This is a genomic window from Shewanella sp. 10N.286.54.B9, assembly GCF_041468565.1.
Lineage (GTDB): Bacteria > Pseudomonadota > Gammaproteobacteria > Enterobacterales > Shewanellaceae > Shewanella.
In genome coordinates this window covers 21,198-43,477 of the sequence record NZ_JBFRIY010000051.1, presented here as the reverse complement: position 1 = coordinate 43,477, position 22,280 = coordinate 21,198, and the positions used below count along the sequence as shown (strand labels likewise).

Sequence of the window (22,280 nt, the reverse complement as noted above, 5' to 3'; positions counted from 1 at the left end):
GGTGGTGCGTATCGACTGACCGTCGTATCTATTTAATGCAGAGTATGCGGCCGCAGCTGTGATACGGCCTTATACCAATTGGTATGAGTTTTATTCGGTAGATGCTGTTAGGGAAACAGGGTCATTTATCGCAATGCTAGCATCGTTTAATACACGGCAGGTGACACCGCCTCGCCAATCTGGCAACAATGCTTTTTCTAGACCAGGGTAAGCCATCTCCATCTTCTTACATGGATCGGTCTCACCAGTTATCTCGAGAATAAGCTCGCCGATGACAAGCTGTTTGCCTTGGTCTTGTGCTGAAAAGCTTAAGCCGTCAACTAACAGGTTTGCTCTACGGGTAAACCAAGGGAGGTTTTTATCTATCTCATTACAGGCTTGTTGCCATTGCTGTAGTGACATCACTGTTACTTGACGTTTACCAGGGCGGCCAAAAATATCATTTTCGACACCAGTTTTTTGAGTGACGTTTGCGCTCTCAGTTGTGATCATCGCACCACGCTTTTCATTTTTATATGCAATAGCAATTAGTTTAGTCATCGGGTAAATCCTTTTGTCCGGGTGATACTTCCATCTTACTTGAATATGTTCACATTATGCTTGTTCATTTGGTTGTGGCAGATTAGCATTTCTACGCCAATGCGCCTAAGAATGAGCCAGCTCTTTGCGTCTGAAACAAACTGATCCAAGTAGGGTGGCTATAATAACTAAAGGCCTTTCTTTATCAAATACTGGTAAGGAGTGGCTTCTGTCTGACTGGCGATTAGTGTGTGATCCATGAATTCACAAAAGCTTGGTATATCACGTGTGGTTGCTGGATCGTCGGCAATAATCAATAATGTTTCACCATCACTCATTCGTCTTACGGATTTTCGCACCATCATCACTGGCTCAGGACATCTAAGCCCTTGTGCATCGAGTTGGTGTTGTGCGTTATTAAATTGGTCGCTCATAATGCCTCGGAAGAACGATTAAACAGAAGTGGCTAATATTACTCCAGAGCCCGTGTTTATCCAAACAGATTACTGGGTTTTGTGAGATTGACTCTGTTTACTATAAGCTAGATGTTCCACGTGGAACATTGTGCATCAAGCTGTAAGGGGGGCGTAACTAGCCCTAATCAGTTGCTTTAAATCTGTCGGCGATAATGCGATGTCTAAACCTCTGCGCCCGCCGCTAATATAGATAGTTTCTAGCGTGCTGCTAGAGTCATCGATAAAGCTTGGCAGTAGTCGTTTTTGCGCTATTGGACTGACGCCACCTAATACATAACCAGAACTACGCTGAACGTCGGTCGCTTCTGCCATTACTGCCTTTTTAGCTTTAGCTGCCTTGGCTACCGCTTTCATGCTCAGTTTCTCTGCGACGGGAATAATGGCAACAGCCAATTGCTTTGCATCCAGTTTTACCACTAAGGTTTTAAAGACCCGCTCTACAGGTACACCGATTTTTTGTGCCGCTTCTAAGCCATATGCTTGGCAGGCGGGGTCGTGTTGATACTCATGCAGTTGGTGAGGTATTTTCTGTTTAATCAGTAAGTCTATTGCTGGAGTCATAATTTAACCTTGCTCAAATCAAATTGATTTTTCCATAACTAAGACTTTTATACCGTGATAGGTAACCTGTTCTACAGCTTGCCAGCCTAGTTTAGTATAAAGGCCTCCACTCTTGTCTTCTGTCTGTAGGTTTAAACTTGTCACCCCTAATGCCTTTGCCTTGTTGATAATCGCTCCAATTAATCTTTCAGCAACGCCTTGTCCTCTTGAAGAGGCTTCCACATATACACCTCCTAGCCAATGATCTCTATCTGGATAGATATCCATTTCATGAAAGCGCAGCTGGGCTGCACCTATTAACTTGTTTTTTTCCTGTGCAATAATGATCAGTGGCAACTTGTCGCTGTTGAGGTAATCAGCGAGTTTTAGCTCTAGTTCGCTTGTACTGCGACCAGCGCCAATATAACCCCATTCGTCGCTATACCATTTTGCTATTTGCGCTATAGCCTCAGGTGTTTCAGAGAGTAAAAGTAGTTGCATATGTTAGTGTTCTCCAAATACGTATTCAGCGCACAGATTTAACAGTTGCTAAAGTTTTAGGGTGCGAACTTAGGCTCGTTAGGATGGTTTTTTATCTTGTTAAGCAGCCAATATACACAGTTGCTGACGTTATAAAAGCCGCTGTATGAACGTTTTATCTGTTTTGCTACAAATTAGAACTTTTACTTAACTTACTTTAAGTTGTTGTGTTACATTGAGTTTATTAGTTGAGGGGGTGCTCCTCTTATATATTGATTCAAGGATGATTAAGTCGACATGGATAATGCTGAGAAGCCTACCAAGGTGAGTTTCTGGAGTAAACTGCAAAGTATAGCGTTGACCGTTGTTGCGGTAATGTTGTCACTAGGGCAGTGGAATGACACTAAAGATGCTGTCAGCAGTGCCTATGAAGCATTTGTCGCAAACTGGACAAACGACATCGAGTACAAGCATATTTCTACTCTGCATGTCGGGCAAACTCAAGCTTACGTTACCAGTATCTTTGGTAAACCACACGTGTCCAAAAAGTCCAAATTGGACTCCGAGATTGTCTACTTCTATTACGGCAATAAAAAATACCAACTCACGTTAGCCATCAAAGATAAGCGTTTATCAGGCTACGCTATTGTCGGCTTAAATACCGATTTCCAAGTCTCAGTACCTTATACAGCGCAGACACTATTATCGACGCCGCTTGAGCAATATTTTTCTCAAACTGATAGTTACTTCTCTGATGCCAATAATATTGAGTATTACGCAGAATCCCATGATTTAGGTAAAAAGGCGATGTTCTACAACCTTATCTTAGGGGCTGTAAATTATGGCAATTTCAGCGCTAGTGATCGTAGCTCGGTAAAAAAATTAAATGCTGACCTAGATCGCGGTGTTGCAGATGTGACCGCTGCATTATCCACAAGCCGCAAACTTACTCCAAACTATTTTGCAGTTACTGAGCTTGCGCCCAACGTAATGATCGAAGGGCTGTTAACACACTTTGAATATAAGACCCTTTTAAAAATAGATTAACATCAAGGATGAAGTATGAATCTAAAACTAAGCGCTATATTTTTAGGGCTGACCTTAGTCGTGGCTTGCCAATCAACAAGTAAAGCCCCTGATTGGTATTTGAACCCTGTAGCGACAAGTGGTGCATCACTCATTGCTGTCGGTGAGGCTGCATCACTTGATAAAGCAAAGCAAAAGGCGATGAGTGCGCTTAATCAGCAGCTTTGGACGGAAGTTAAATCGAAAGGTCTAAGTCGTAATATTGCTAACGACATTAATGGTCAGGAGCATTATCAGCAGCTAAATGATTTTAGCGTGAATACCAAGACGTCTGCAGTTGTACTGAATGGCGTTGTTTTCTCAAAAGCTCAACAAGTGGGTAGCACGTTTTATGTTGAGGCCGTGGTTGATAAGGCAAAAGTTAGAACGCAACTGCTTGCCGATATAGAAAGCTACAATCAACAAGCGCAGTTTGAACTCGACAGCTTGCCACGGGTAGACCCTCTGCTGTGGTGGTTAAAAAATGTTGATGTGAGTTCGCTTGAGCGCAGCATGGCTAGCCGCTTATCTATGTTGGTAGCTTTGTCGCCAGCAGGCAGCAGTCGTCCAGATAACCTCATCCCAGCACTAAAAGAAAAAGTCGCTGAGGTGCATGCAGGCATAAAAGTAGCAATAGCTGCTAAGCCAAATGATCAATGGATGAAAAAATCAGTGACGGCTCATTTTACCGATTTTGATATTCAGGTTGTCGATGGCCCATCAAGCAACTTTAGTCATCAGCTTATTCTAGATACTGATTGGCGTAAAAATTACATTTCAGATATGTATATTTCAACCGTCCAAGTAAATTTAATACTTAAAAATCAGAGTGGCATTACTTTGGCTAGCAATGAAATTATAGCTAATGCTAATTCTGTAACCAGTTACGAGCGCGCCGATGAAGGTGCCTCTCGCCGTTTCTCTGCCGAGTTAAAAGAGCAGGATTTTTGGAAAGCTTTAGGGCTTTAGTTAGTTTTTTATAATTGAATTAGGGATATCAATATGTTTAAAAAAGCTTTTGTTGCGTTAGCCGTGTTAACCGCTGTCACTGGTTGTAAGTCAACTGGCCCTAATGTTTGTTCAGCATCGACTCGAGTTGAATTACCTGTAAGTGATCATGTGGTTAAAGGCACTGCTAGCACTAAAGTCATTATTTTTGAGCCAGATCTAAAAGTTGATACGATGACAGCCAAAAATATTACTGCATCTTTTCATCAATCGCTCACTAAGCAGGTCGATAAGACTGGATCAAAAATCGTCGATCGAAGTTTAGCTAAAAAATTGAAATCAGAGTTACAGATAGCTGAAGCGAGTGGCATATATAGTTCTGAAGGCGTTCCTGTAGCAGACTTTGCTATCTTTACCGATATTGGCGTTGCTAACTTTTCTCGCGAGTTTAAAGCTGCTCATGAAGCCTATGATCCAATCAAGGATAAGCGGGTTCGAGTGGCTGCCTCGTGCAACTTCAAAGCAACTATTGAAGCTAGTACTAGAGCGGTTTCATTACCTGATATGTTGACGTTAGATCAAATCGAATTCGAAGGGGACAGTGACTTCTCATTTGATACAAGTAATTCACGCTGCCCAATCTCTCAAGACCAAATGCGCAGTATGATCGCTGAAGCCGCTAAGTATGCGGTTACTCGCAATGATGATTTGAAGAACTTATTGGCCCCAAGAGCTGGCGTTGTTGAGATGCGTCAATGTGATGCGGGTACTATGGTGCGTATCGATATGGGCAGTCGTCATGGGGTTGAACCTGAATGGGAAGTCGATTTTATTACTCATGAGAAAGTCACCAATTATGCCGGTGAAATTGAAATCGAAACCAGTGGTTATGGCGAAGGTGAGGTCATTAACAATGCTGAGCATGGCATAAAACCAAACCATTCTTGGGTTATTATCGATAATGATATGGCTGGAAAAGTAAAGCGTGGCGATACCGTTAAAGTGAAGTTTGAAGATGCATGTAATGACATGTCTATTTTCGCTAGTTTATGCCATAAAACATCAGAAACAATGTCAAAAACATTTAGCTTTTAAGGGATTAAAATGAAAAAAGTATTAATTACAGCAGCCGTTTTGGCAATGCTAGGTGGTTGTTCAAGTAACGATACAGTACAAAATGTGCAGCAGGTCGACTGTTTTTACCCTGATGCTCCAACCGTTAGCGCGCCGCGTTGGGTGTGCGATGTTATGCCTGAAGGTATCGAGATGGGAGCGGTTGGTTACGCTAAGAAGAGTGTTGCTGGCCTAAGTATTATGCGCGATGTTGCCACTAATGATGCGCGTGCTCGATTGGCGCAGCAATTCGAATCAAACGTAAATACGTTGTTCAAGCAAGCAACCAAAGCGAATGTGATCTCGACCACTGAAAGCGTGTCTGAAGAGGTTAACGAATATTTTGAGTCGGTGACTAAAAACGTTACTAGCCGTACTTTGTCTAATAGCCGGGTGGTTGTTACGCAGCGCAGTCCAGGTGGCGGGCTTTATACGCTCGTGGGGATGGATAAAGCGACTTATGATGACAACCTAGCTAAAGTGGTTGCTGCAGCGGGTAAGAAAGATCCTGAATTGTGGAATAAGTTTAATAACAAGAAAGCCGCAGAAGAGCTGGATGCGGTGCTTTCAACGTTACAAAAACTTTAGTACTTAGAAATGAAAGAGGGAGGCTATTTGCTTCCCTCTCATTTTTCGCCAAGTATTTTTCACGGTAGTAATGAAAGGATTCAATAATGAAAACTCGTTTAACAGGTGTGATGGCCTTAATGCTGAGTGTGCCGTCGGTTTTTGCTGCGGATCGCTTTGCTGAGATTGATACTGAAATAGATAAAGCCAATTTCACTCAAGAGCAAATGGATAAGGAATATCAAGATTTTGTTTTTGCTTATATGGCTGAATATGAGAGCTGGCGAGTTGAATACCTTAAAGAGTTCGACCAGTACCGAGCTGAAATTATCAAGAAGTGGGGCGTTGGCGATGTCTCTGAGCCACATAAGAGTGTTGAATATTCCGCTGACCAAACTGTCAAATCTATCATCGACTATGCTAACAATGAAGTCACAGTTTCAATGCTGGTTGATAGTAATACTAGCGATGAAGAGGCAAAAGCTGAACTTAGCACACAAGTAGAAGCGTTAGCTGCAAATCCAGACTCGAATGTATCTAAAGTCATTATAGCGCTTGAACCACAAGCTGTTTCTGCTGTTGAAGTTATTCCGGTAGCGTTTTCTGCTGAAAATGAGAAGCAGGCTAAACAGGTCATCATCGAGCAAACAAAAGCACAGTTAGTTGAAATAGATAAAGAGTCGGATAAGGTACAACTGAGCAAAGCTGACAACTTATCTATCGATATGATTGAGCAAGTCACTATTCAGAAAAAGAAAAAGTTACTTGCTGTAGCCAAAGAACGGCTAATTAGCTTAGCTGATGATTACGATAAGCAGCGTGCTGAAAAGACGGCAAAGCTAACGACAAAGAAGATTGTCGAATACAAAGTAAAATTACCTAAAAATGGATTGAGTTCGAGAGCGAATGCCGTTGTCGATTTTGCCCAAGAGGAGGGCAAAAGGTGGCAAATTTCATCAGCACTAATTATGGCGGTTATTCATTCTGAGTCGAGTTTTGACCCTAAGGCAACCTCGCCAATTCCAGCCTATGGTTTGATGCAAATTGTGCCAACTACAGCGGGCTATGATGTTAATCAAATCGTTAGAAAGATCAGTGAACCAATGTCTTCTGGTGACTTGTACGTTCCTGATGTGAATGTAGAAACGGGCGCCGCTTACCTTAATATTTTGAATAAGCGCTACCTTAAATCAATTGAAAATGACGAGAGCCGTTTGTACTGCATGATTGCTGCGTACAACACTGGCGCGGGTAACGTTGCTAAAGCGTTTAATGCCGATGGTGCGAGAAATATTAGAAAGGCAGCTAAGGTGATTAATAAGATGGCGCCAGATGAAGTTTATCAGCACCTACTCCATAATCTTCCTTATGACGAAACTAAACATTATCTGAAGAAAGTCAGTAGCCGTATCGAACTTTATCAAAACAAGATTTGATATTTTGAGTAATAAAAAAGCCAGCTGATGCTGGCTTTTTTTATGAACGATTAACTCATGGTTATGGGCGTTCAAAGATGGTTGCGATACCTTGGCCTAAACCAATACACATGGTCGCTAGACCATATTTAGCATCTTTAGCTTCCATCAGGTTAATCAAGGTAGTCGAGATACGAGTACCAGAACAACCTAATGGGTGACCCAGTGCAATCGCGCCTCCATTGAGGTTAATCTTTTCGTCAACCACATCCATCAAACCTAGGTCTTTAACACAAGGTAGAGACTGCGCGGCAAACGCTTCGTTTAGCTCAATAACATCTAAATCATCAACAGTGAGACCTGCGCGCTTAAGTGCTTTTTGAGTTGCAGGTACTGGGCCGTAACCCATAATCGCTGCATCACAACCGGCAATCGCCATTGAGCGAATACGTGCTCTAATCGGTAAGCCAAGCTCTTTAGCCTTCTCTTCTTCCATCACTAGCATGGCAGAGGCGCCATCTGAAAGCGCTGAAGAGGTACCGGCAGTCACTGTTCCGTTAGCTGGGTCAAATGCAGGTCGTAGACCTGATAGTGATTCCATTGAGGTTTCTGGGCGAATAACTTCGTCGTGTTCAACTTTAATCAGTGCACCATCAGCATCATGACCTTCAATAGCGACGATTTCATTAGCAAAACGGCCTTCAACGGTTGCTGCTTGAGCACGTTGATGTGATCGCACTGCAAAAGCATCTTGCTGCTCACGGGTAATACCGTGCATCTTACCTAACATTTCTGCGGTAAGACCCATCATGCCAGATGCTTTAGCAACATTGTTAGCAAGACCTGGATGGAAGTCGACACCGTGGTTCATTGGCACGTGACCCATGTGCTCAACGCCACCTACGATAAAGGTATCGCCTTGGCCTGTCATGATGGCACGTGCTGCTTGATGTAGTGCATCCATAGATGAACCACACAAGCGGTTAACGGTTACAGCGCCAACTTGCTTAGGAATGCCTGCAAGCAATGCCGCATTTCGGGCAATATTGAAACCTTGTTCTAGGGTTTGCTGCACACAACCCCACATCACGTCTTCGATGGTATTTGGATCAAGCTTTGGGTTACGCTCTAGAAGCGATTTCATTAGCTCTGCAGAAAGAGTTTCTGCACGTACATTTCTAAATACACCCGCCTTAGAACGGCCCATTGGAGTACGAATGCAATCTACGATAACGGCGTTTTTCATTGTTCTAATCCTTGCTGCTTAAGCCTGCTGGTAGTAGCTGCCATTGTTGGCGGCGAGTTCACGCATAGCGTCGGTGACTTGGTATAGACCACCTAAGTGTGCATATTTGTCGGCAAGCGCCACAAAGTTAGCTACACCCATGGTATCTAGGTAACGGAATACACCGCCTCTAAATGGTGGGAAACCAAGGCCGTAAACTAAGCCCATATCTGCTTCAGCAGGCGAAGCGATAATTCCTTCTTCAAGACAGCGTACAGTCTCAATGATCATTGGGATCATTGTGCGAGCGATTATTTCATCAGACTCAAAGGCTTTTTGTTCACCAAACTCAGCTTGTAGTAATGCGTAGCTAGTCGGGTCTAAATCTTTCTTCGGCTTACCGCGACGATCAACTGAGTATTGATAGAAGCCTTTATTGTTTTTCTGACCAAAACGCTCGGCCTCAAACATCACATCAATAGCATCTTTACCGGTTTTACCCATACGCTCTGGGAAGCCTTCAGCCATTACTGCTTGGGCGTGGTGACCAGTATCGAGACCGACAACATCCAGTAGGTAAGCAGGGCCCATTGGCCAGCCAAATTGCTTCTCCATCACTTTATCAATAGCAGCAAAATCAGCGCCATCGGCAAGCAGGCCACTAAAACCAGCAAAGTATGGGAAAAGAACGCGGTTAACGAAGAAGCCTGGGCAGTCATTAACAACGATTGGCGTTTTGCCCATCTTGCTAGCATAAGCAACAACTGATGCCACTGTTTCATCTGAGCTATTTTCGCCGCGAATAACTTCTACTAGCGGCATTTTGTGCACAGGGTTAAAGAAGTGCATACCACAGAAGCGTTCAGGCTTTTTAAGGCTCTTAGCCAGCAGATTGATTGAAATCGTTGAAGTGTTTGAGGTGATGATTGCATCTTCACTAACATGCTCTTCGACTTCAGCTAGCACCATAGATTTAACTTTTGGGTGCTCTACGACAGCTTCAACCACCACATCAGCATCTTTAACTGGCGCATAATCGAGTGCAGGGGTGATATTGTTGAGTACCGCGGCCATTTTGGCTGGGGTAGAGCGCCCACGCTTTACTTGCGCTGTTAGCAGTTTAGATGCTTCGCCCAAACCTAGGTCGAGTGCGGGTTGGGCAATATCTTTCATTACAATCGGGGTGCCTTTACTAGCACTTTGGTAAGCGATGCCACCACCCATAATGCCCGCACCTAATACTGCGGCAGAATTTACTTTCTTAGCCAGTTTGCCAGCTTTTTTAGCTTTACCTTTAACTAATTGGTCGTTAAGGAAAATGCCAATCAGTGCTTGAGCAACTTCGGTTTTAGCCAGCTTTAAGAATGCTTGATGTTCAACTTTTAATGCGCCTGCGCGGTCAAGTTGTGCTGCTTGCTCAATAACACTAATTACAGCCATTGGCGCTGGGTAGTGCTTACCTGCAACTTTAAATACCATGCCTTTTGCAGTTGCAAATGACATCATCGCTTCTAGCTTAGGAAGTGTTAGTGGTGCCAGCTTTTTAGCACGGCGGGTTTGCCAGTCTAGTTTCTCTGCGATAGCATCTTTAAGCATTTTTAGCGCTGCACTTTGCAACTGCTCTGGTGCTACAACAGCATCGATAGCGCCAACCTGTAATGCTGCTTCTGGACGCTGGTCCTTACCTGAGGTAATCCACTCCAGTGCGTTATCTGTGCCCACTACGCGTGGCAATCGAACTGTGCCACCAAAGCCTGGGATAATACCTAGCTTAGTTTCAGGTAAACCGATGCGAGCAGTTGTGTCTGCGACTCGAAGATCTGTCGCTAGAATAGTTTCGCATCCTGCACCAAGGGCAAAGCCGTTGATTGCTGAAATCGTTGGGAAGGGCAGATCTTCCAATTTGTTGAAAACGACGTTTGCATCTTCCAACCAAGTCATAAGTACTGAATCTTCTTCAGCAAAGAGACCTAAAAATTCTGTGATGTCAGCACCAACTATAAATGCTGGTTTAGCTGAGGTCAGCATCAAACCTTTAATGCTGTTGTTTTGCTTGATGCTGTCGAGTGCAGCATTTAAAGAGTCGATGGTTTCTCTATCGAACTTGTTGACCGAACCTTGTGCGTTAAAACACAAATGAGCGATGTTGTCCTCAAGTAACTCAACCTCAATTGTAGGGCTTTGGTAGATCATTGCTTGCTTCCTTATAGCGTAAGTTAAATATTCACTCTTTTTAGAATCAATATAACTCTCTTTGTTTCCGGCAGCTTCGGCCATCATTTGACCAGTTGTTGCTCAGTGTGCGACTAATCACAAAAAATTACAACACCCAATTTAAACACTTGTTCGATTTCTGTTTGCTCGTTTATTTTAGTTGTTATTAAACAGTGGTTTATTCTTTTGTAGGTGATGCGCTGTTACAATTTGTTGTTGTAAATATATAACGCTCAAGCCTTGCCTTGTTGTTTGAAGAGCTGAATTGTTCAGCTTAAAAACTGACAGTGAAGTTTTCTAACTTGCAAAGCGCGCTTGTTGAGGTAGTTTGAGTATAGTGGGCTTTTAGGCGCGCAGTTATTCGCTGAATTATGGGGGGATTTTGAAACCACGAGTTTGGATTCGACATGGAGTGTTAATCACCTACGGTGCAGCACTTGATACTGCATTGCACCGCCATCACGCTGTACAGCTAGTATGGGCGAGAGGGGCTTCTTCTTGCCAATGGCGCGGTGGAAATACAACGGGCAACCTGATCATTGATTCGCAAGTTGAGCATAAGCTGCAACTCGATGAAGGTTGGATATTATTGATTGAGCCTCAATGTGAACTTGGTGTAAAACTGCGGCAGATGATAGACGGGAAAGAGGTCGTCCAATTTGAACCTTTACTTGCCCCATATATCAACGAGCACCCTAAAAGTAATCCAAATACGCAACTAACCCCTTTGTTTAGCGCGCTAAACCTCTCTTTAAGTGTTGATCCCAAATTAACTTCAACACTTGATCGTCGAATTCAGACTCTACTGGCTAAACTCGATAGGTGCTTACAAGGTGGCTGTCAGAAACCTGCCCGCTGGCGTGCTAGTGATATTGCTAATGAGTTAGCTATGTCAGAGAGTCGTTTTAGGCATTTATTTCGCAATGAAATGGGGATTGCTTGGCGTCCTTATCTTAGGTGGCGCCGTTTGTCCTGTGCTATCACTGCAATGATGTCCGGTCACAGTGCAACTGAATCGGCACATTTAACCGGCTTTGCCGATAGCGCTCACTTAAGCCGGACTTTTAGAGCTATGTTTGGCATCTCTATTCAGCAGGCTAGAACTCTCTTTTCCTCTAAAGAACGTTAGAATATTTATTGATCACTATTAGTTTTGGTCATCAATACCGCTAAAAGTTAGCCAGTTTGTTCAAGTTTCAAGTTACCCCCCAGTCATATACTTAGTAACAATAGTTTTACAATTGTTTGTGTCGATATTTCAGGTTTTTTGATCTAAAACGACTTCAGCAACTGTAGGTGTTGGGGTCATTCCTCCCTTGTTTGGTCGCAACACCCTTTTTATTGAACTTCAACAAAAATTATTACATATACACCGCGTGCAGCTTAGCAAGCTCTCGATATAAATTTGCTAGGTTTTTCGCATTAAGTCTCTACTAACTAAGGCGATTACAACTAAATGGAATTATATAAAACACTCGAGCAGGCAGGGCTTGATCCTGTAAAGGTTGCGCTATCTTCTGTGGGGCAGTTGTATGCAATGAGTGAAGATAATTTGCTGTCGTTTAAGCATTCATTGGTCGTTGAATCATTTAAATTTCATTATCAGCATAATGAGTTTTTTCGCCATGCTTGCGACTCTAGAGGCGTCTTACCATCGCAGATTTTAACTGCCGATGACTTAATTAAAATTCCTTTAATCCCTATTCATCTTTTTAAAGCCAATGATAGTTATAAGCTGTTATCAAAAGGATTAAACGCTATTGAGCTAGAGATGCGCAGCACTGGAACGTCAGGTATTCCGAGTGTATCGCGACGTTGCAGTGAAACGGTGGATAATGCGATTTTAGGTATCTACGCCATGTATCGCGAGTTTTTAAAACTATCAAAAGGGGCGGGGTTATATCTATGCCCATCGACTGAAGAGATCCCTGAAATGGGGATGATTAAAGCGCTTAACCTGCTTGCAGGCTTGTTAGATACCCATAAATTTATGGTTAAAAATGAAACCTTCGCCCCTGAAGATGCTCTTGAGCAGCTGCAACAATGGAGCGGCACATTTGATCGTCACATTATTGGGCCACCGTTCCTTATAAATCGATTTATCCGCTATTTAAAGGCGACTAATACGCGACTCAAGTTAGACAAAAATACCTTTGTGATCACTCTAGGCGGTTGGAAACGTTTTAGTGGTGAGATGCTTTCAAGAGCTGAATTTAATCAGGAATGTATTGAGTATCTCGGTGTTAGAGAGGAGCAGATCCGCGATGTCTATGCGCTTGTTGAGTCCAATGTCATTGCTATTGATGATGAGAATGGCGTCAAGCATGTATCACCTTTTGTTCACTTTTCGGTGCGAGACCCTAAAAATTTAGATAGGGAAGTTAGCTTAGGTGAGGTTGGTCAATTGGCCATTCTCGATCCACTATCGCGCTCTACCCCTGGTTTCATTTTGACTGAAGATTTAGTGCGCTTGTTGCCAAAAACTAATGATAGTGATCGCAGTGGTCAGCGGATGCAATATGTAATGCGCTTGCCTGAATCTAAAGAGTTTGGATGTTGTGCAGTCAACCTTGATAAGCGGCTGGATGACCTAGAGGTCGAGCAGCAATCAACTTGTCCCATCGTGTCTTAACAACCGCTATAACCTAGAGAGGCTGAGCTATGTATAACGATATTATCGTCGATAACTTTAGTAACCCTAAGTTTGTCGGTGATTTGGAATCTGCTGATTACAAGTTTGAGATTGGTAACCCTGTTTGTGGTGACCGGATTCACATGCAGGTAGAGCTTGATGGAGATTATATCCGCGACAGCAGATTTAGAGCTTGGGGCTGTGCTACGTCAGTTGCCACTGCAAATATCTTCTGTGAATCGATTATAGGCCTGTCGATAGAAGCCATTTCTGCTCGGGAAAGCACTGAAATTTCGGAGATGTTGGGCGAGCTGGAACCGTCACAGCAGCACTGCATCAATATACTTATTGAGTTACATCAAGAGCTCATTCTTGCTGTATCTTTGGTAGAGGTATAGGCCGTGAATCAAGAGCATCTGCAAGGCTACTTCGATTACAATGCTACCACTCCTATTTCCGAAGGGGTGGCGTTATCAATGCAACCTTCCATCAGCTTATTTGCCAACCCTTCTAGCCCTAATCGATACTCAGCAAATAGTCGTTCTGCTATATCTGAAGCTAGAAATAACTTAGCTGATCTATTAATGACGAGGCCTGAACGCATCTTTTTTACCTCTGGCGGTTCAGAAGCAAATAATTGGGCGATAAAAGGGGTGTTGTTTAAACACCTTCGTCGACCAGGCCACATTATAACCACTTCCATTGAGCACGCTTCGGTGCTTGATACAGTGCGCTACTGTGTTGAACATCTCGGCTTCAGTGTAACGTATTTGCAACCAGATGCTGCGGGCCATATTAGCCTTAAAGAGTTTGAGTCAGCGTTAACTGTTGATACCCAACTTGTCACCATTATGTACGCCAATAATGAAACGGGTGCTATTCAGCCGATTGAACAGATTTGCAAAATAGCCGCAGAGAAGCAAGTGCCTGTACATGTCGATGCGGTGCAGTTTGTTGGTAAGCGTCTGATTGATGTGGAGCAGCTTGGAGTTAACTATCTATCGCTGTCGGCGCACAAATTCTATGGCCCAAAGGGAGTGGGTTGTCTTTATATTAAGGATAGAGACGCGATCGAACCTTTGATCCATGGTGGTGGGCAAGAGTTTTCTATGCGCTCTGGTACAGAAAATATTGTTGCTATGACTGGGATTGCGGTTGCCGCAGAAGAAGCCAAGCGAGAATTAGTATATTGGGACAGTCACTGCTTTAGGCTTAAAAATCAGATGATAGCGTTGCTTGAAGCGGCCCCTATCGCTCTCGTTTTTAATGGCACGACAGACTATGAGTCTGCACTATCTAATACGCTAAATATCTCGATCGACGGAATACGTGGAGAAGCTTTGGCTTTGAGAATGGAGATGTTGCACGGCTTTATTATTTCTGTGGGCTCAGCTTGCAGCAATAATAAAACTCAGCAGCTATCTCATGTGTTAACGGCGATGGGGCTCACTGAGGAACGAGTGTTAGGCGCGATTAGGATCAGCTTTGGTTGCTTCACTGATGCCAAGCAAGTCAGTAAGTTTGTCGACGCCTTGGTTATTGAAGTACAGCAGTTACTGCGTATTAGTGGTTGTGAAGTGTCATGAGGTTAACACAAGGTACACCGCTATTGATGGATGTGATCCGTGAGCATGCATTTAATGAGCCTGAAACCATCGCTTGCTCCTTTCAGCCAAGAGGCCCAGAAACTGCAATTCACCTAACTTATGGAGAGTTAATCAACAGAGTTGAGTCTAGAGCTAGGTTGTTGGTTAGACTCGGTTATCAAGAGAAGCATATTGCACTGCTATTTCCCTCTGGACTTGAATTCATCGTCGATTTCCTTGCCTGTATGCGCGCAGGGGTGATTGCGGTACCGCTTAATGTCACCCGTAATGCGAAGCAGTTTGAGCGAACACTCACTATTTTAGAAGACGCCAAAGTGCAGGCGATTCTTACCACTGCAGATACTCAGAAAACCTTATCTAAGCAATTAATAGCGGTTAGCGGTGGCCATGAATCTGATTTTATATGGATTGATGAACACTATCGCACGCTAGAAGAGATAGATATTGCACCCGTCTCACCAGAGCTTGTCGCCTTCATTCAATATACTTCCGGCTCTACCTCTAGCCCCAAAGGAGTCATGGTTACTCATGGTAATCTGATACATAACATGCAAGTGATGCAGGCATCTTGTCTGCATCCTAAAGGCGCTATTGTTGGCGGATGGTTGCCGCAGTTCCATGATATGGGATTAGTTGGGCACATGCTGTTACCACTGTACCTAGCAGGTCGTTACGTTTTCATGCCGCCAATGAGCTTCATTCAGCGACCAAGTCGTTGGTTAAAGTTGATTTCACAATATCGCATTTTCTGCTCTGCTGCGCCTAACTTTGGTTATGAGCACTGCGTTAATTTAATTCGTGAGTCTGAAGATTTGTCTGATATAGATTTAAGTTGTTGGAAGATTGCTTTGAATGGTTCTGAGCCTGTTAGTGCTGTAACCATGCAGCAGTTTTCAGATCGATTCTACCATTTGGGTTTTGATCAAAATGCCTTTTTTCCAAGCTATGGTATGGCGGAAGCAACACTGTTTGTCTCCGGCGGCCCTCAAGGGACTGGGGTGCAATCGCTTTCGCTAGATAAGGCATCATTTGAGTTAGGCAGAGTAGAGGTTAAGCCTGATGGCGCCAAAGTGGTGTGTTGCGGTGCGATTAATAAGGATTTTACCGTCCGTATTGTTAACCCTGAAACATTTGAGATCTGCCGTTCTAATGAAACCGGAGAAGTTTGGATAGCGGGTGACTCAGTTGCAGTCGGTTACCTAAATCAAACAGCGAAAACAGCAAGCAACTTCCACGCGAAACTTTCTAATGGCGATGCGACCCCTTACCTGCGTACTGGTGATATGGGCTTCATTCTGGATGGGCAGCTCTATATTACTGGTCGGATTAAAGAGCTGCTTATTGTGCGCGGTCGAAACCTCTATCCCTATGATATTGAGCGTACTTGTCGCTCGTATCGTTATGCTGCCAAAGGTAATGGCGCCGCGGTGTTTACATTTAATGGACACTCTAAAGCCAAGCTTGCCGCAGTTGTCGAGGTGAGTCGGCAGGCGTTATCAGATAAACCGCTGCGTCAATTGATGGACGATCTTAAAGCTTTGGTAACCGAAGAGCACGAGATTGCCCTAGACCGTATCTTAGTCGTCCCACCTGGCACTATCCCAAAAACCACTAGCGGTAAAGTGAAGCGAACCGCTTGTAGTGCACTTTTATAAACTCAAAATTTGTTAAAGGAAATAACAGTGAAATTTTGTAAACAGACCCTAACTGAAGATATAACTCTTTACCTGACCGATGCTATCGAAGAGTTTAGTGTCGAGCAGCACTTGGATACATCGTTTTCTCGGCTAGGTTTAGATTCAACAGGGCATGTGCAATTGTCGAGCATAATTGAAGATCATACTGAAACAGAAATTGAACCAACCATCGCTTTTGATTATCCGACGATTAACTCTCTATTGCAGTTTTTAGAGGCCAAATACCTGCAAGTCAAAGAGATTACTTAGTATGTCTTTGATTGATGTAGTGGTTGTTGGCGCTGGCCAGAACGGATTGTTTATGGCTAAGAGATTGCAAGAGCAGGGGCTTAGTTACCTTGTTTTGGAACGAGATGCTATTGGCCAAGTATGGGATAACCGCCTTGAAGGTATGAAGTTGTTTACCTCACGACAATTTTGCCAACTACCAGGTTTAGTTTTTCCTGGAGAGCAGTGGGGATTCCCGTCCTTTATTGAAATGGCGGATTATTTACGTCGTTATGCAGCAACATTCGAACTCAATATCAGGCAGCAAAGTGGCATTGTCTCGATGGAAAAAGTAGATGGGGTTTTTCTGATAAAAACAGATGACGGATTGTTGCTATCAGCTCGAACAGTGATTAACGCTACCGGAGCTAACCAGTCTCCACTTATTCCAAAGCTTGCTGATGGCTTATCAAATCGTGTTATCCAACATAGCTCAAACTTAACATCATTAGCTGAAATTAAGAGTAATGCCAGAGTCTTAGTGGTTGGTGATGGCGCTACTGGTCGGCAAATTGCTGGTGGGCTTGCCAGTCGCTGTAAGGTCACGCTGTCACAAGGTGGTAAGCGTACATTTCCCCCTAATGAAGTTCTTGGGCGCGACATTTTTTGGTGGTTAAAGTTAGCGGGGGTTTTATTTGCAGACCGCAAAAGTAAGGTTGCGCGTATGCTCCAAAAGCGTAACCCGGTTCCTTGTGGTGAATTTAATAATGCGGGCTTACGCGCGTTAGGTGTATCACTTAAAGGCCGCATGGTTCGAGCTGCTGATCGCCGGGTTTACTTTCACGATGGTCGTTTAGATGGTGTTGATGTGGTTATCTGGGCGGTAGGTTACCGCGATAACACTGATTGGTTAACCATCCCTGAGTGTGTTGATGGGCAAGGTTTTGTGCAGGAACATGGCCGCTCTCCTGAACCCGGCTTGTTTGTTGTTGGACGTAAATGGCTTAGTTGCCGTGCATCTGAGCTGATCCTTGGAGTAGAAAAAGATGTTAACTCCGTTGTGGCTTTAGTCGAAGCTTTCATTAAGCAAAGGAGATCGCTATGAGTACGGACACTCTATGGCAAAAAATGTTGACCTCAAAGGCAGCCTTAATGATGTTACTCATTTGCCTATCGTTTACCAGCATTTGTATTGTTGGCCTGAAGGATATGGGACTCGCTAGCGACTACAAAATATTTTTTGATGACAACGATACAGATCTGCAGACGTTAGAGCAGATGGACGCGACTTATACTGCGACTGATAATGTTTTTATTATGATTAAACCTAAGCAGGGGCAGATCTATAACATTGAAACTCTATCGTTGGTTTATCAGCTTACAGATCGTCTATGGCACACGCCTTTTTCTACCCGCGTGGATTCGCTGACTAACTATCCTTTTAGCTGGGCTGATGGCGATAACATTGAAATTGAAGAGTTGCTATATGAACAGGAACAGTTGGATCTAGCAAGGGTTAACTTTATCAAGCGAGCCGCTGAAGGTGAGCGAGATCTGCTTGATAGTCTGGTGACGAGAGATGGGTTGTATACGGCCATTAATGTAACCACTCTACTTCCTGGTGAGAATCATAAAGCGGAAATATTGGCCATTATGCAGGCGGTAGAAGCCGATATTGCACTGTTCGAGCAGCGTTATCCTGAGCACTCGTTTTATGTCACCGGGCTGGTTACCATGAATGGCGCGTTTTTTAAGGCGGCCAAAACCGATTTTACCACCCTGATTCCATTAATGATCGTGTTTGTACTGGTTGCTGCTGGCGTTATTCTTGGATCGGCGCAAGCTGCGTTGAGTATCCTTGTGGTATTGGTGTTGTCATTGTTGGGAGCATTAGGGCTCGCAGGCTGGCTGGGGATTGACCTTTCTGCTCCTTCGGTTTCCGCACCAATCATTATGTTTACCGTGATAGTAGCCTCGAGCATACATATTATCAGTTATGTAAAGCGACAGTTGATACTGGGTCATTCACAATTTGATGCCGTGCTGAGTTCCTATCAGCATAATGCTAAGCCGATAATTGTGAGTCACTTAACCACAGTTATTGGTTTTCTTGCGATGAACGCTAGTGATTCTCCACCGTTTCGCGATCTTGGTAATATTGTCGCGTTTGGGGTGATGTTCTCGCTTATGCTGTCGTTTACCTTGTTGCCAAGGTTACTGCTATTAATTCGAATATCCAATAAGCAAACGCTAGTGACTAGCATCTTTGAGCGAATGAATGGCTTGGCAAGTATAGTTATCCGCTATCGAAACCCAATTCTGTTTATCTTTTTACCTATCAGTGTTGTATTTGCCTCGTTGAGCTTTCTAAATGAAACCGATGATGACCTCATTAAATATTTTAACAAGAGCGTGCCTTTTAGGGTTCAAGCTGAGGAGATCGATCAGCATTTTTCAGGGCTATACAACATTGGTTACTCGTTATCGAGCCATCAAGAGAATGGTATTTTTTCACCCTCATATTTAGGTTTTGTCGAGCAGTTTGATGCTTGGCTATTGGCTCAAAAAGAGGTGGTGATTACTGATAGCCCGCTGCACCGGATTAAGCGGCTTAATCAGTTGATGCATGGTGATCAGAGTCAGTTTTATCAAATACCCACAACTGCGAAAATAGCAGCGCAACAGTTCCTGCTGTATGAGATGTCGCTGCCTTTTGGTAAAGATGCCGGTAACCAAGTGAGCTTCGATAAATCCTCACTTAAGTTAACTGCTCGATTAAGCAATATGACTTCGGTTGAAATGTTAGCGTTCGAAGCGAGAGTTGCCGACTGGCTGCAGCAAAATAAAATGCAAAAGATTACGTTCGAATACTCCAGCCCCTCTCTTATTTTCTCGCATGTGGGTCAGAGTAATATTTTCAGTTTACTGCAGGGGGCATTTGTTGCCTTTCTGGTTATTTCGGTGGCGCTAACAGCGGTATTTCGCTCGTTCTATATTGGCATCTTGACCCTCATTCCCAATCTCATCCCAGTTGGCGCAGCTTTCGGTTTTTGGTATTGCATACAAGGGCATATTTCGATGGGATTGGCGGGTGTGTCGGCGATGGCTATCGGGATTATTGTCGATGATACCGTGCATTTTCTTTATCAATATATTGCAGGGCTAAAGCGAGGCTTAACCCCTGAGCAGAGTGTTACTAATACCTTCGAGCATACGATGAGTGCGATTGTGATTAGTTCTATCTTGCTGATTGTCGGCTTTATGTTGCTGTCGAGTTCCTCTTTCGAAAAGAACGCCCAAATGGGCTTGCTCACCAGTGGCACCATAGTGTTGGCTCTGCTGTTTGATCTCATCGTATTACCCGCCATCGTTTTAAAATTTATGCGCCGTTTGCCGCAATATGCAGGGCAACCACAACTGACATTGGATCAAGCAAAGTGAGTATTAAATGAAAAAACATAAATTTGTGTTTGTTAGTTTTGTCTGTAGCTACAGCTTTATTTTTGCAGCACATAGCAGTGCGGATACTGCCAGTGAGCAGCAAGGTTATGCGATTGCTAGTGCCGTTGAGCTACGAGATGAGGGCTTTATGGATAGCCGAGCGATACTAACTATGGAGCTGCAAAGTAAGGCTGGAGCGACCACTACCCGTAAATTAGATATTAGCATTCTGGAGAATGTCGCCGAAGGGGATAAATCGCTTATCAAGTTTACTTTTCCGGCTGATATTAATGGTACCGCTTTGTTAACTCATCCTGATAAAGCCAAATCAGATGAGCAATGGTTATATCTGCCTGAGGTACGTAGAGTGAAACGTATAGGTTCTAGAAATAAGGCGGGTGCTTTTGTTGGTAGTGAGTTTTCCTTTGAAGATATGACCAATAAAGAGTTAGCTGATTACAGTTATAACTATCTTTATAGCAGCCCTTGCAGTGAAATTAGCGCTCAGGCCGATGAATTTGCCGGCAAGCAGTGTGAAGTGATTGAGCGCTTTCCCGTCGATAAACATTCTGGTTATAGCAAACAGCAATTATGGATTGAAAAGACAGATAAGAAAGTTATTCAAATAAAGTATTTCGATAGGAAAAAATCACTACTTAAAGTATTTACTGCATCTGACTTTAAGTTGTATCAAGACAAGTATTGGCGACCTGATTTAGTTGAAATGGTAAATGTGCAAACAGGTAAGGTGACAAGGTTGAGTTACCAAAGCATAGTGTTTGCCTCGGGTTTGTCTGAGCAAGACTTTCATCGCAGCAGCATAGGGGATTAGCCTTGTTGATGAGATTGTTGCTTAACTTTTCATTGGGTTTATTGTTTGCTGTTAGCTGTGCTGGAGTTACTGCACAGCCATTACTTGAACGCTTAAATGTCGACATCGCAGCGACATCTCGCTACTACTTTGAGCCGACTCAAACCCCTGACATTACTATCGATAACTTAGCCTATGGCGCTCGCGGTGAGGTGCTGGCTTCTCAGCGTTTTGGGGTGGTTAAGTTTGATGCTAAGCTTTTTGCTAACTGGGATAGTGCTGATGACCATCGTCGCTATGCTGATATCCGCCAAGCAAAACTCTCTGGTCGCTGGGGCAATATTAGTGCTGCTGCCGGCGTGGATACCTTCTTTTGGGGAGTATCAGAATCAATAAACCTTGTGAATGTGATTAACCAATCAGATATAAAAGAAAGCCTAGACAGTAAGGTGAAGCAGGGGCAGACCTTTGCCTCATTAAGTTATCGGTTACATGCTGGTGAGATAGGCCTTTATTTTTTGCCCAATTTTAGCGCTCGTGAGTTTCCACTTCGTCCAGCTTACGGGTTACCTATTTCAGATTCCAACCATTATGAAGACAATGATAAAAATGGCGGCATTGCTGCTAGAGGCTTGTTTTACCTTGATGATTTTGAGTTTGCCGTGGGCTACTTTAACGGTACTCGACGAGACCCTCTTCTGGTGCAGCAACCTCAAGCAGGCGAGCTAACACCCTTCTACCTTCAAACTGAAAACCTACTGTTTGATGCGATATATCTTGGCGATTCATTAACATATAAGTGGGAGTTTAAAACCGGCCGCGAGCTTAATAGTGGCTTTGTTGCCAGTAATATTGGAGTTGAATACCCCATTTACGCACTTGAAGATACACTGCAAGAGCTCGTGGTTATTGCAGAGTATGTGTTTGATGATAGGGGGGATCGCGCTGAGTCACATGGGCAGAATGACCTTTTTCTCGGTACTAAATTTGAGTTTGCTGAGAATAGTGGGCAGATAAGGCTGTTATATAGCTATGACATGGACAACGCGAGTCAGTACGCAGAGGCAAGCTGCCAGTATCGATTAAATGATTATTTACGGATAAAAGCCAAGATTATGGGCGTATTGTCTGCGACGGCTGATGCTAAACGCTTGTACGCTTTGAAAAATGAAGAGTTTGCCAAGTTTAGTCTGCATTATGCTTTTTAATGTGAGGTTTCTGCTGGGATTTCTTTACAGACGTTGAGGCGATCGACACAGTGACAAATCTAGAGTTTTACCTACCTTATGATAGACTGAGCCAACGTTGATATTTAGCTATAAA

At 43.6% G+C, this 22,280-nt stretch carries 21 protein-coding genes; 15 read left to right on the top strand and 6 right to left on the bottom strand.

The window, feature by feature from the left end; genetic code table 11:
• Positions 1–90 precede the first annotated feature (90 nt).
• From AB4135_RS17660 to AB4135_RS17645, 4 genes are all read right to left on the bottom strand, one after another.
• Entirely contained in the window at positions 91–540 is a 450-nt protein-coding gene (locus AB4135_RS17660) for an MOSC domain-containing protein (RefSeq protein ID WP_371994777.1), read from the bottom strand.
• Between the two features lie 167 nt (positions 541–707).
• Positions 708–953 (bottom strand): sulfurtransferase TusA, encoded by a 246-nt coding sequence (tusA, locus tag AB4135_RS17655; RefSeq protein WP_371994776.1) that lies wholly within the window; start codon positions 951–953, stop codon positions 708–710.
• Between the two features lie 135 nt (positions 954–1,088).
• A complete protein-coding gene (ybaK, locus tag AB4135_RS17650) occupies positions 1,089–1,556 on the bottom strand; it encodes a Cys-tRNA(Pro) deacylase (protein ID WP_371994775.1) in 468 nt (155 codons plus the stop codon).
• 18 nt (positions 1,557–1,574) lie between these two features.
• Positions 1,575–2,036 carry a GNAT family N-acetyltransferase gene (locus AB4135_RS17645; protein WP_371994774.1) on the bottom strand — a complete coding sequence of 154 codons (462 nt, stop codon included), beginning with the start codon at positions 2,034–2,036 and terminating at the stop codon, positions 1,575–1,577.
• Positions 2,037–2,312: 276 nt separating this feature from the next.
• Between AB4135_RS17645 and AB4135_RS17640 the strand changes: the two genes are divergently transcribed.
• The 5 genes from AB4135_RS17640 (at position 2,313) to AB4135_RS17620 (ending at position 7,144) form a co-directional block, all read left to right on the top strand.
• Positions 2,313–3,062 carry an ETEC_3214 domain-containing protein gene (locus tag AB4135_RS17640; protein ID WP_371994773.1) on the top strand — a complete coding sequence of 250 codons (750 nt, stop codon included), beginning with the start codon at positions 2,313–2,315 and terminating at the stop codon, positions 3,060–3,062.
• Between the two features lie 15 nt (positions 3,063–3,077).
• Positions 3,078–4,049 carry an LPP20 family lipoprotein gene (locus AB4135_RS17635; protein ID WP_371994772.1) on the top strand — a complete coding sequence of 324 codons (972 nt, stop codon included), beginning with the start codon at positions 3,078–3,080 and terminating at the stop codon, positions 4,047–4,049.
• A 33-nt stretch (positions 4,050–4,082) separates the two neighbouring features.
• A complete protein-coding gene (locus AB4135_RS17630; protein WP_371994771.1) occupies positions 4,083–5,123 on the top strand; it encodes a hypothetical protein in 1,041 nt (346 codons plus the stop codon).
• Between the two features lie 9 nt (positions 5,124–5,132).
• Positions 5,133–5,729, top strand: coding sequence for an LPP20 family lipoprotein (locus AB4135_RS17625; RefSeq protein WP_371994770.1), 597 nt, complete (start codon positions 5,133–5,135; stop codon positions 5,727–5,729).
• 86 nt (positions 5,730–5,815) lie between these two features.
• Entirely contained in the window at positions 5,816–7,144 is a 1,329-nt protein-coding gene (locus AB4135_RS17620; RefSeq protein WP_371994769.1) for a transglycosylase SLT domain-containing protein, read from the top strand.
• Between the two features lie 61 nt (positions 7,145–7,205).
• Here the strand turns inward: AB4135_RS17620 and fadA are convergent, their stop codons facing one another.
• Together fadA and fadB are read right to left on the bottom strand one after the other, a co-directional pair.
• Positions 7,206–8,369: an acetyl-CoA C-acyltransferase FadA gene (gene fadA, locus AB4135_RS17615; protein ID WP_371994768.1), complete on the bottom strand. Its 1,164-nt coding sequence runs from the start codon at positions 8,367–8,369 to the stop codon at positions 7,206–7,208.
• A gap of 18 nt (positions 8,370–8,387) precedes the next feature.
• Positions 8,388–10,541: a fatty acid oxidation complex subunit alpha FadB gene (fadB, locus tag AB4135_RS17610; RefSeq protein WP_371994767.1), complete on the bottom strand. Its 2,154-nt coding sequence runs from the start codon at positions 10,539–10,541 to the stop codon at positions 8,388–8,390.
• A 403-nt stretch (positions 10,542–10,944) separates the two neighbouring features.
• On the opposite strand from fadB, the gene AB4135_RS17605 reads away from it, so the two are divergent.
• The 10 genes from AB4135_RS17605 (at position 10,945) to AB4135_RS17560 (ending at position 22,165) form a co-directional block, all read left to right on the top strand.
• Positions 10,945–11,691, top strand: a complete 747-nt coding sequence (locus tag AB4135_RS17605) for a helix-turn-helix transcriptional regulator (RefSeq protein WP_371994766.1) — start codon at positions 10,945–10,947, stop codon at positions 11,689–11,691.
• 327 nt (positions 11,692–12,018) lie between these two features.
• Positions 12,019–13,194, top strand: coding sequence for a hypothetical protein (locus AB4135_RS17600; protein WP_371994765.1), 1,176 nt, complete (start codon positions 12,019–12,021; stop codon positions 13,192–13,194).
• A 29-nt stretch (positions 13,195–13,223) separates the two neighbouring features.
• Positions 13,224–13,592 carry an iron-sulfur cluster assembly scaffold protein gene (locus AB4135_RS17595; RefSeq protein WP_371994764.1) on the top strand — a complete coding sequence of 123 codons (369 nt, stop codon included), beginning with the start codon at positions 13,224–13,226 and terminating at the stop codon, positions 13,590–13,592.
• Between the two features lie 3 nt (positions 13,593–13,595).
• Positions 13,596–14,780: a cysteine desulfurase family protein gene (locus AB4135_RS17590; protein WP_371994763.1), complete on the top strand. Its 1,185-nt coding sequence runs from the start codon at positions 13,596–13,598 to the stop codon at positions 14,778–14,780.
• Positions 14,777–16,456, top strand: coding sequence for a fatty acyl-AMP ligase (locus AB4135_RS17585; protein ID WP_371994762.1), 1,680 nt, complete (start codon positions 14,777–14,779; stop codon positions 16,454–16,456). The genes AB4135_RS17590 and AB4135_RS17585 overlap by 4 nt, the downstream gene beginning before the upstream one ends.
• Before the next feature lie 27 nt (positions 16,457–16,483).
• Entirely contained in the window at positions 16,484–16,747 is a 264-nt protein-coding gene (locus AB4135_RS17580; RefSeq protein ID WP_371994761.1) for an acyl carrier protein, read from the top strand.
• 1 nt (position 16,748) lies between these two features.
• On the top strand, positions 16,749–17,810 hold the full coding sequence (locus AB4135_RS17575) for a flavin-containing monooxygenase (protein ID WP_371994760.1): 1,062 nt from the start codon (positions 16,749–16,751) through the stop codon (positions 17,808–17,810).
• The gene (locus AB4135_RS17570) at positions 17,807–20,146 is read left to right on the top strand and encodes an RND family transporter (protein WP_371994759.1); all 2,340 of its coding nucleotides are present in this window, start codon (positions 17,807–17,809) and stop codon (positions 20,144–20,146) included. The genes AB4135_RS17575 and AB4135_RS17570 overlap by 4 nt, the downstream gene beginning before the upstream one ends.
• Before the next feature lie 7 nt (positions 20,147–20,153).
• Positions 20,154–20,978, top strand: coding sequence for an outer membrane lipoprotein-sorting protein (locus AB4135_RS17565; RefSeq protein ID WP_371994758.1), 825 nt, complete (start codon positions 20,154–20,156; stop codon positions 20,976–20,978).
• An 8-nt stretch (positions 20,979–20,986) separates the two neighbouring features.
• Complete coding sequence (locus tag AB4135_RS17560; protein ID WP_371994757.1) at positions 20,987–22,165, top strand: hypothetical protein; 1,179 nt, start codon at positions 20,987–20,989, stop codon at positions 22,163–22,165.
• The last annotated feature ends 115 nt before the right edge of the window (positions 22,166–22,280 follow it).

What these genes read in the sequence shown, in the direction of transcription:
- AB4135_RS17660 (WP_371994777.1), bottom strand. Translation starts at nt 540, where the DNA reads ATGACTAAACTAATTGCTATTGCATATAAAAATGAAAAGCGTGGTGCG.
- tusA (WP_371994776.1), bottom strand. Translation starts at nt 953, where the DNA reads ATGAGCGACCAATTTAATAACGCACAACACCAACTCGATGCACAAGGG.
- ybaK (WP_371994775.1), bottom strand. Translation starts at nt 1,556, where the DNA reads ATGACTCCAGCAATAGACTTACTGATTAAACAGAAAATACCTCACCAA.
- AB4135_RS17645 (WP_371994774.1), bottom strand. Translation starts at nt 2,036, where the DNA reads ATGCAACTACTTTTACTCTCTGAAACACCTGAGGCTATAGCGCAAATA.
- AB4135_RS17640 (WP_371994773.1), top strand. Translation starts at nt 2,313, where the DNA reads ATGGATAATGCTGAGAAGCCTACCAAGGTGAGTTTCTGGAGTAAACTG.
- AB4135_RS17635 (WP_371994772.1), top strand. Translation starts at nt 3,078, where the DNA reads ATGAATCTAAAACTAAGCGCTATATTTTTAGGGCTGACCTTAGTCGTG.
- AB4135_RS17630 (WP_371994771.1), top strand. Translation starts at nt 4,083, where the DNA reads ATGTTTAAAAAAGCTTTTGTTGCGTTAGCCGTGTTAACCGCTGTCACT.
- AB4135_RS17625 (WP_371994770.1), top strand. Translation starts at nt 5,133, where the DNA reads ATGAAAAAAGTATTAATTACAGCAGCCGTTTTGGCAATGCTAGGTGGT.
- AB4135_RS17620 (WP_371994769.1), top strand. Translation starts at nt 5,816, where the DNA reads ATGAAAACTCGTTTAACAGGTGTGATGGCCTTAATGCTGAGTGTGCCG.
- fadA (WP_371994768.1), bottom strand. Translation starts at nt 8,369, where the DNA reads ATGAAAAACGCCGTTATCGTAGATTGCATTCGTACTCCAATGGGCCGT.
- fadB (WP_371994767.1), bottom strand. Translation starts at nt 10,541, where the DNA reads ATGATCTACCAAAGCCCTACAATTGAGGTTGAGTTACTTGAGGACAAC.
- AB4135_RS17600 (WP_371994765.1), top strand. Translation starts at nt 12,019, where the DNA reads ATGGAATTATATAAAACACTCGAGCAGGCAGGGCTTGATCCTGTAAAG.
- AB4135_RS17595 (WP_371994764.1), top strand. Translation starts at nt 13,224, where the DNA reads ATGTATAACGATATTATCGTCGATAACTTTAGTAACCCTAAGTTTGTC.
- AB4135_RS17585 (WP_371994762.1), top strand. Translation starts at nt 14,777, where the DNA reads ATGAGGTTAACACAAGGTACACCGCTATTGATGGATGTGATCCGTGAG.
- AB4135_RS17575 (WP_371994760.1), top strand. Translation starts at nt 16,749, where the DNA reads ATGTCTTTGATTGATGTAGTGGTTGTTGGCGCTGGCCAGAACGGATTG.
- AB4135_RS17570 (WP_371994759.1), top strand. Translation starts at nt 17,807, where the DNA reads ATGAGTACGGACACTCTATGGCAAAAAATGTTGACCTCAAAGGCAGCC.
- AB4135_RS17565 (WP_371994758.1), top strand. Translation starts at nt 20,154, where the DNA reads ATGAAAAAACATAAATTTGTGTTTGTTAGTTTTGTCTGTAGCTACAGC.
- AB4135_RS17560 (WP_371994757.1), top strand. Translation starts at nt 20,987, where the DNA reads ATGAGATTGTTGCTTAACTTTTCATTGGGTTTATTGTTTGCTGTTAGC.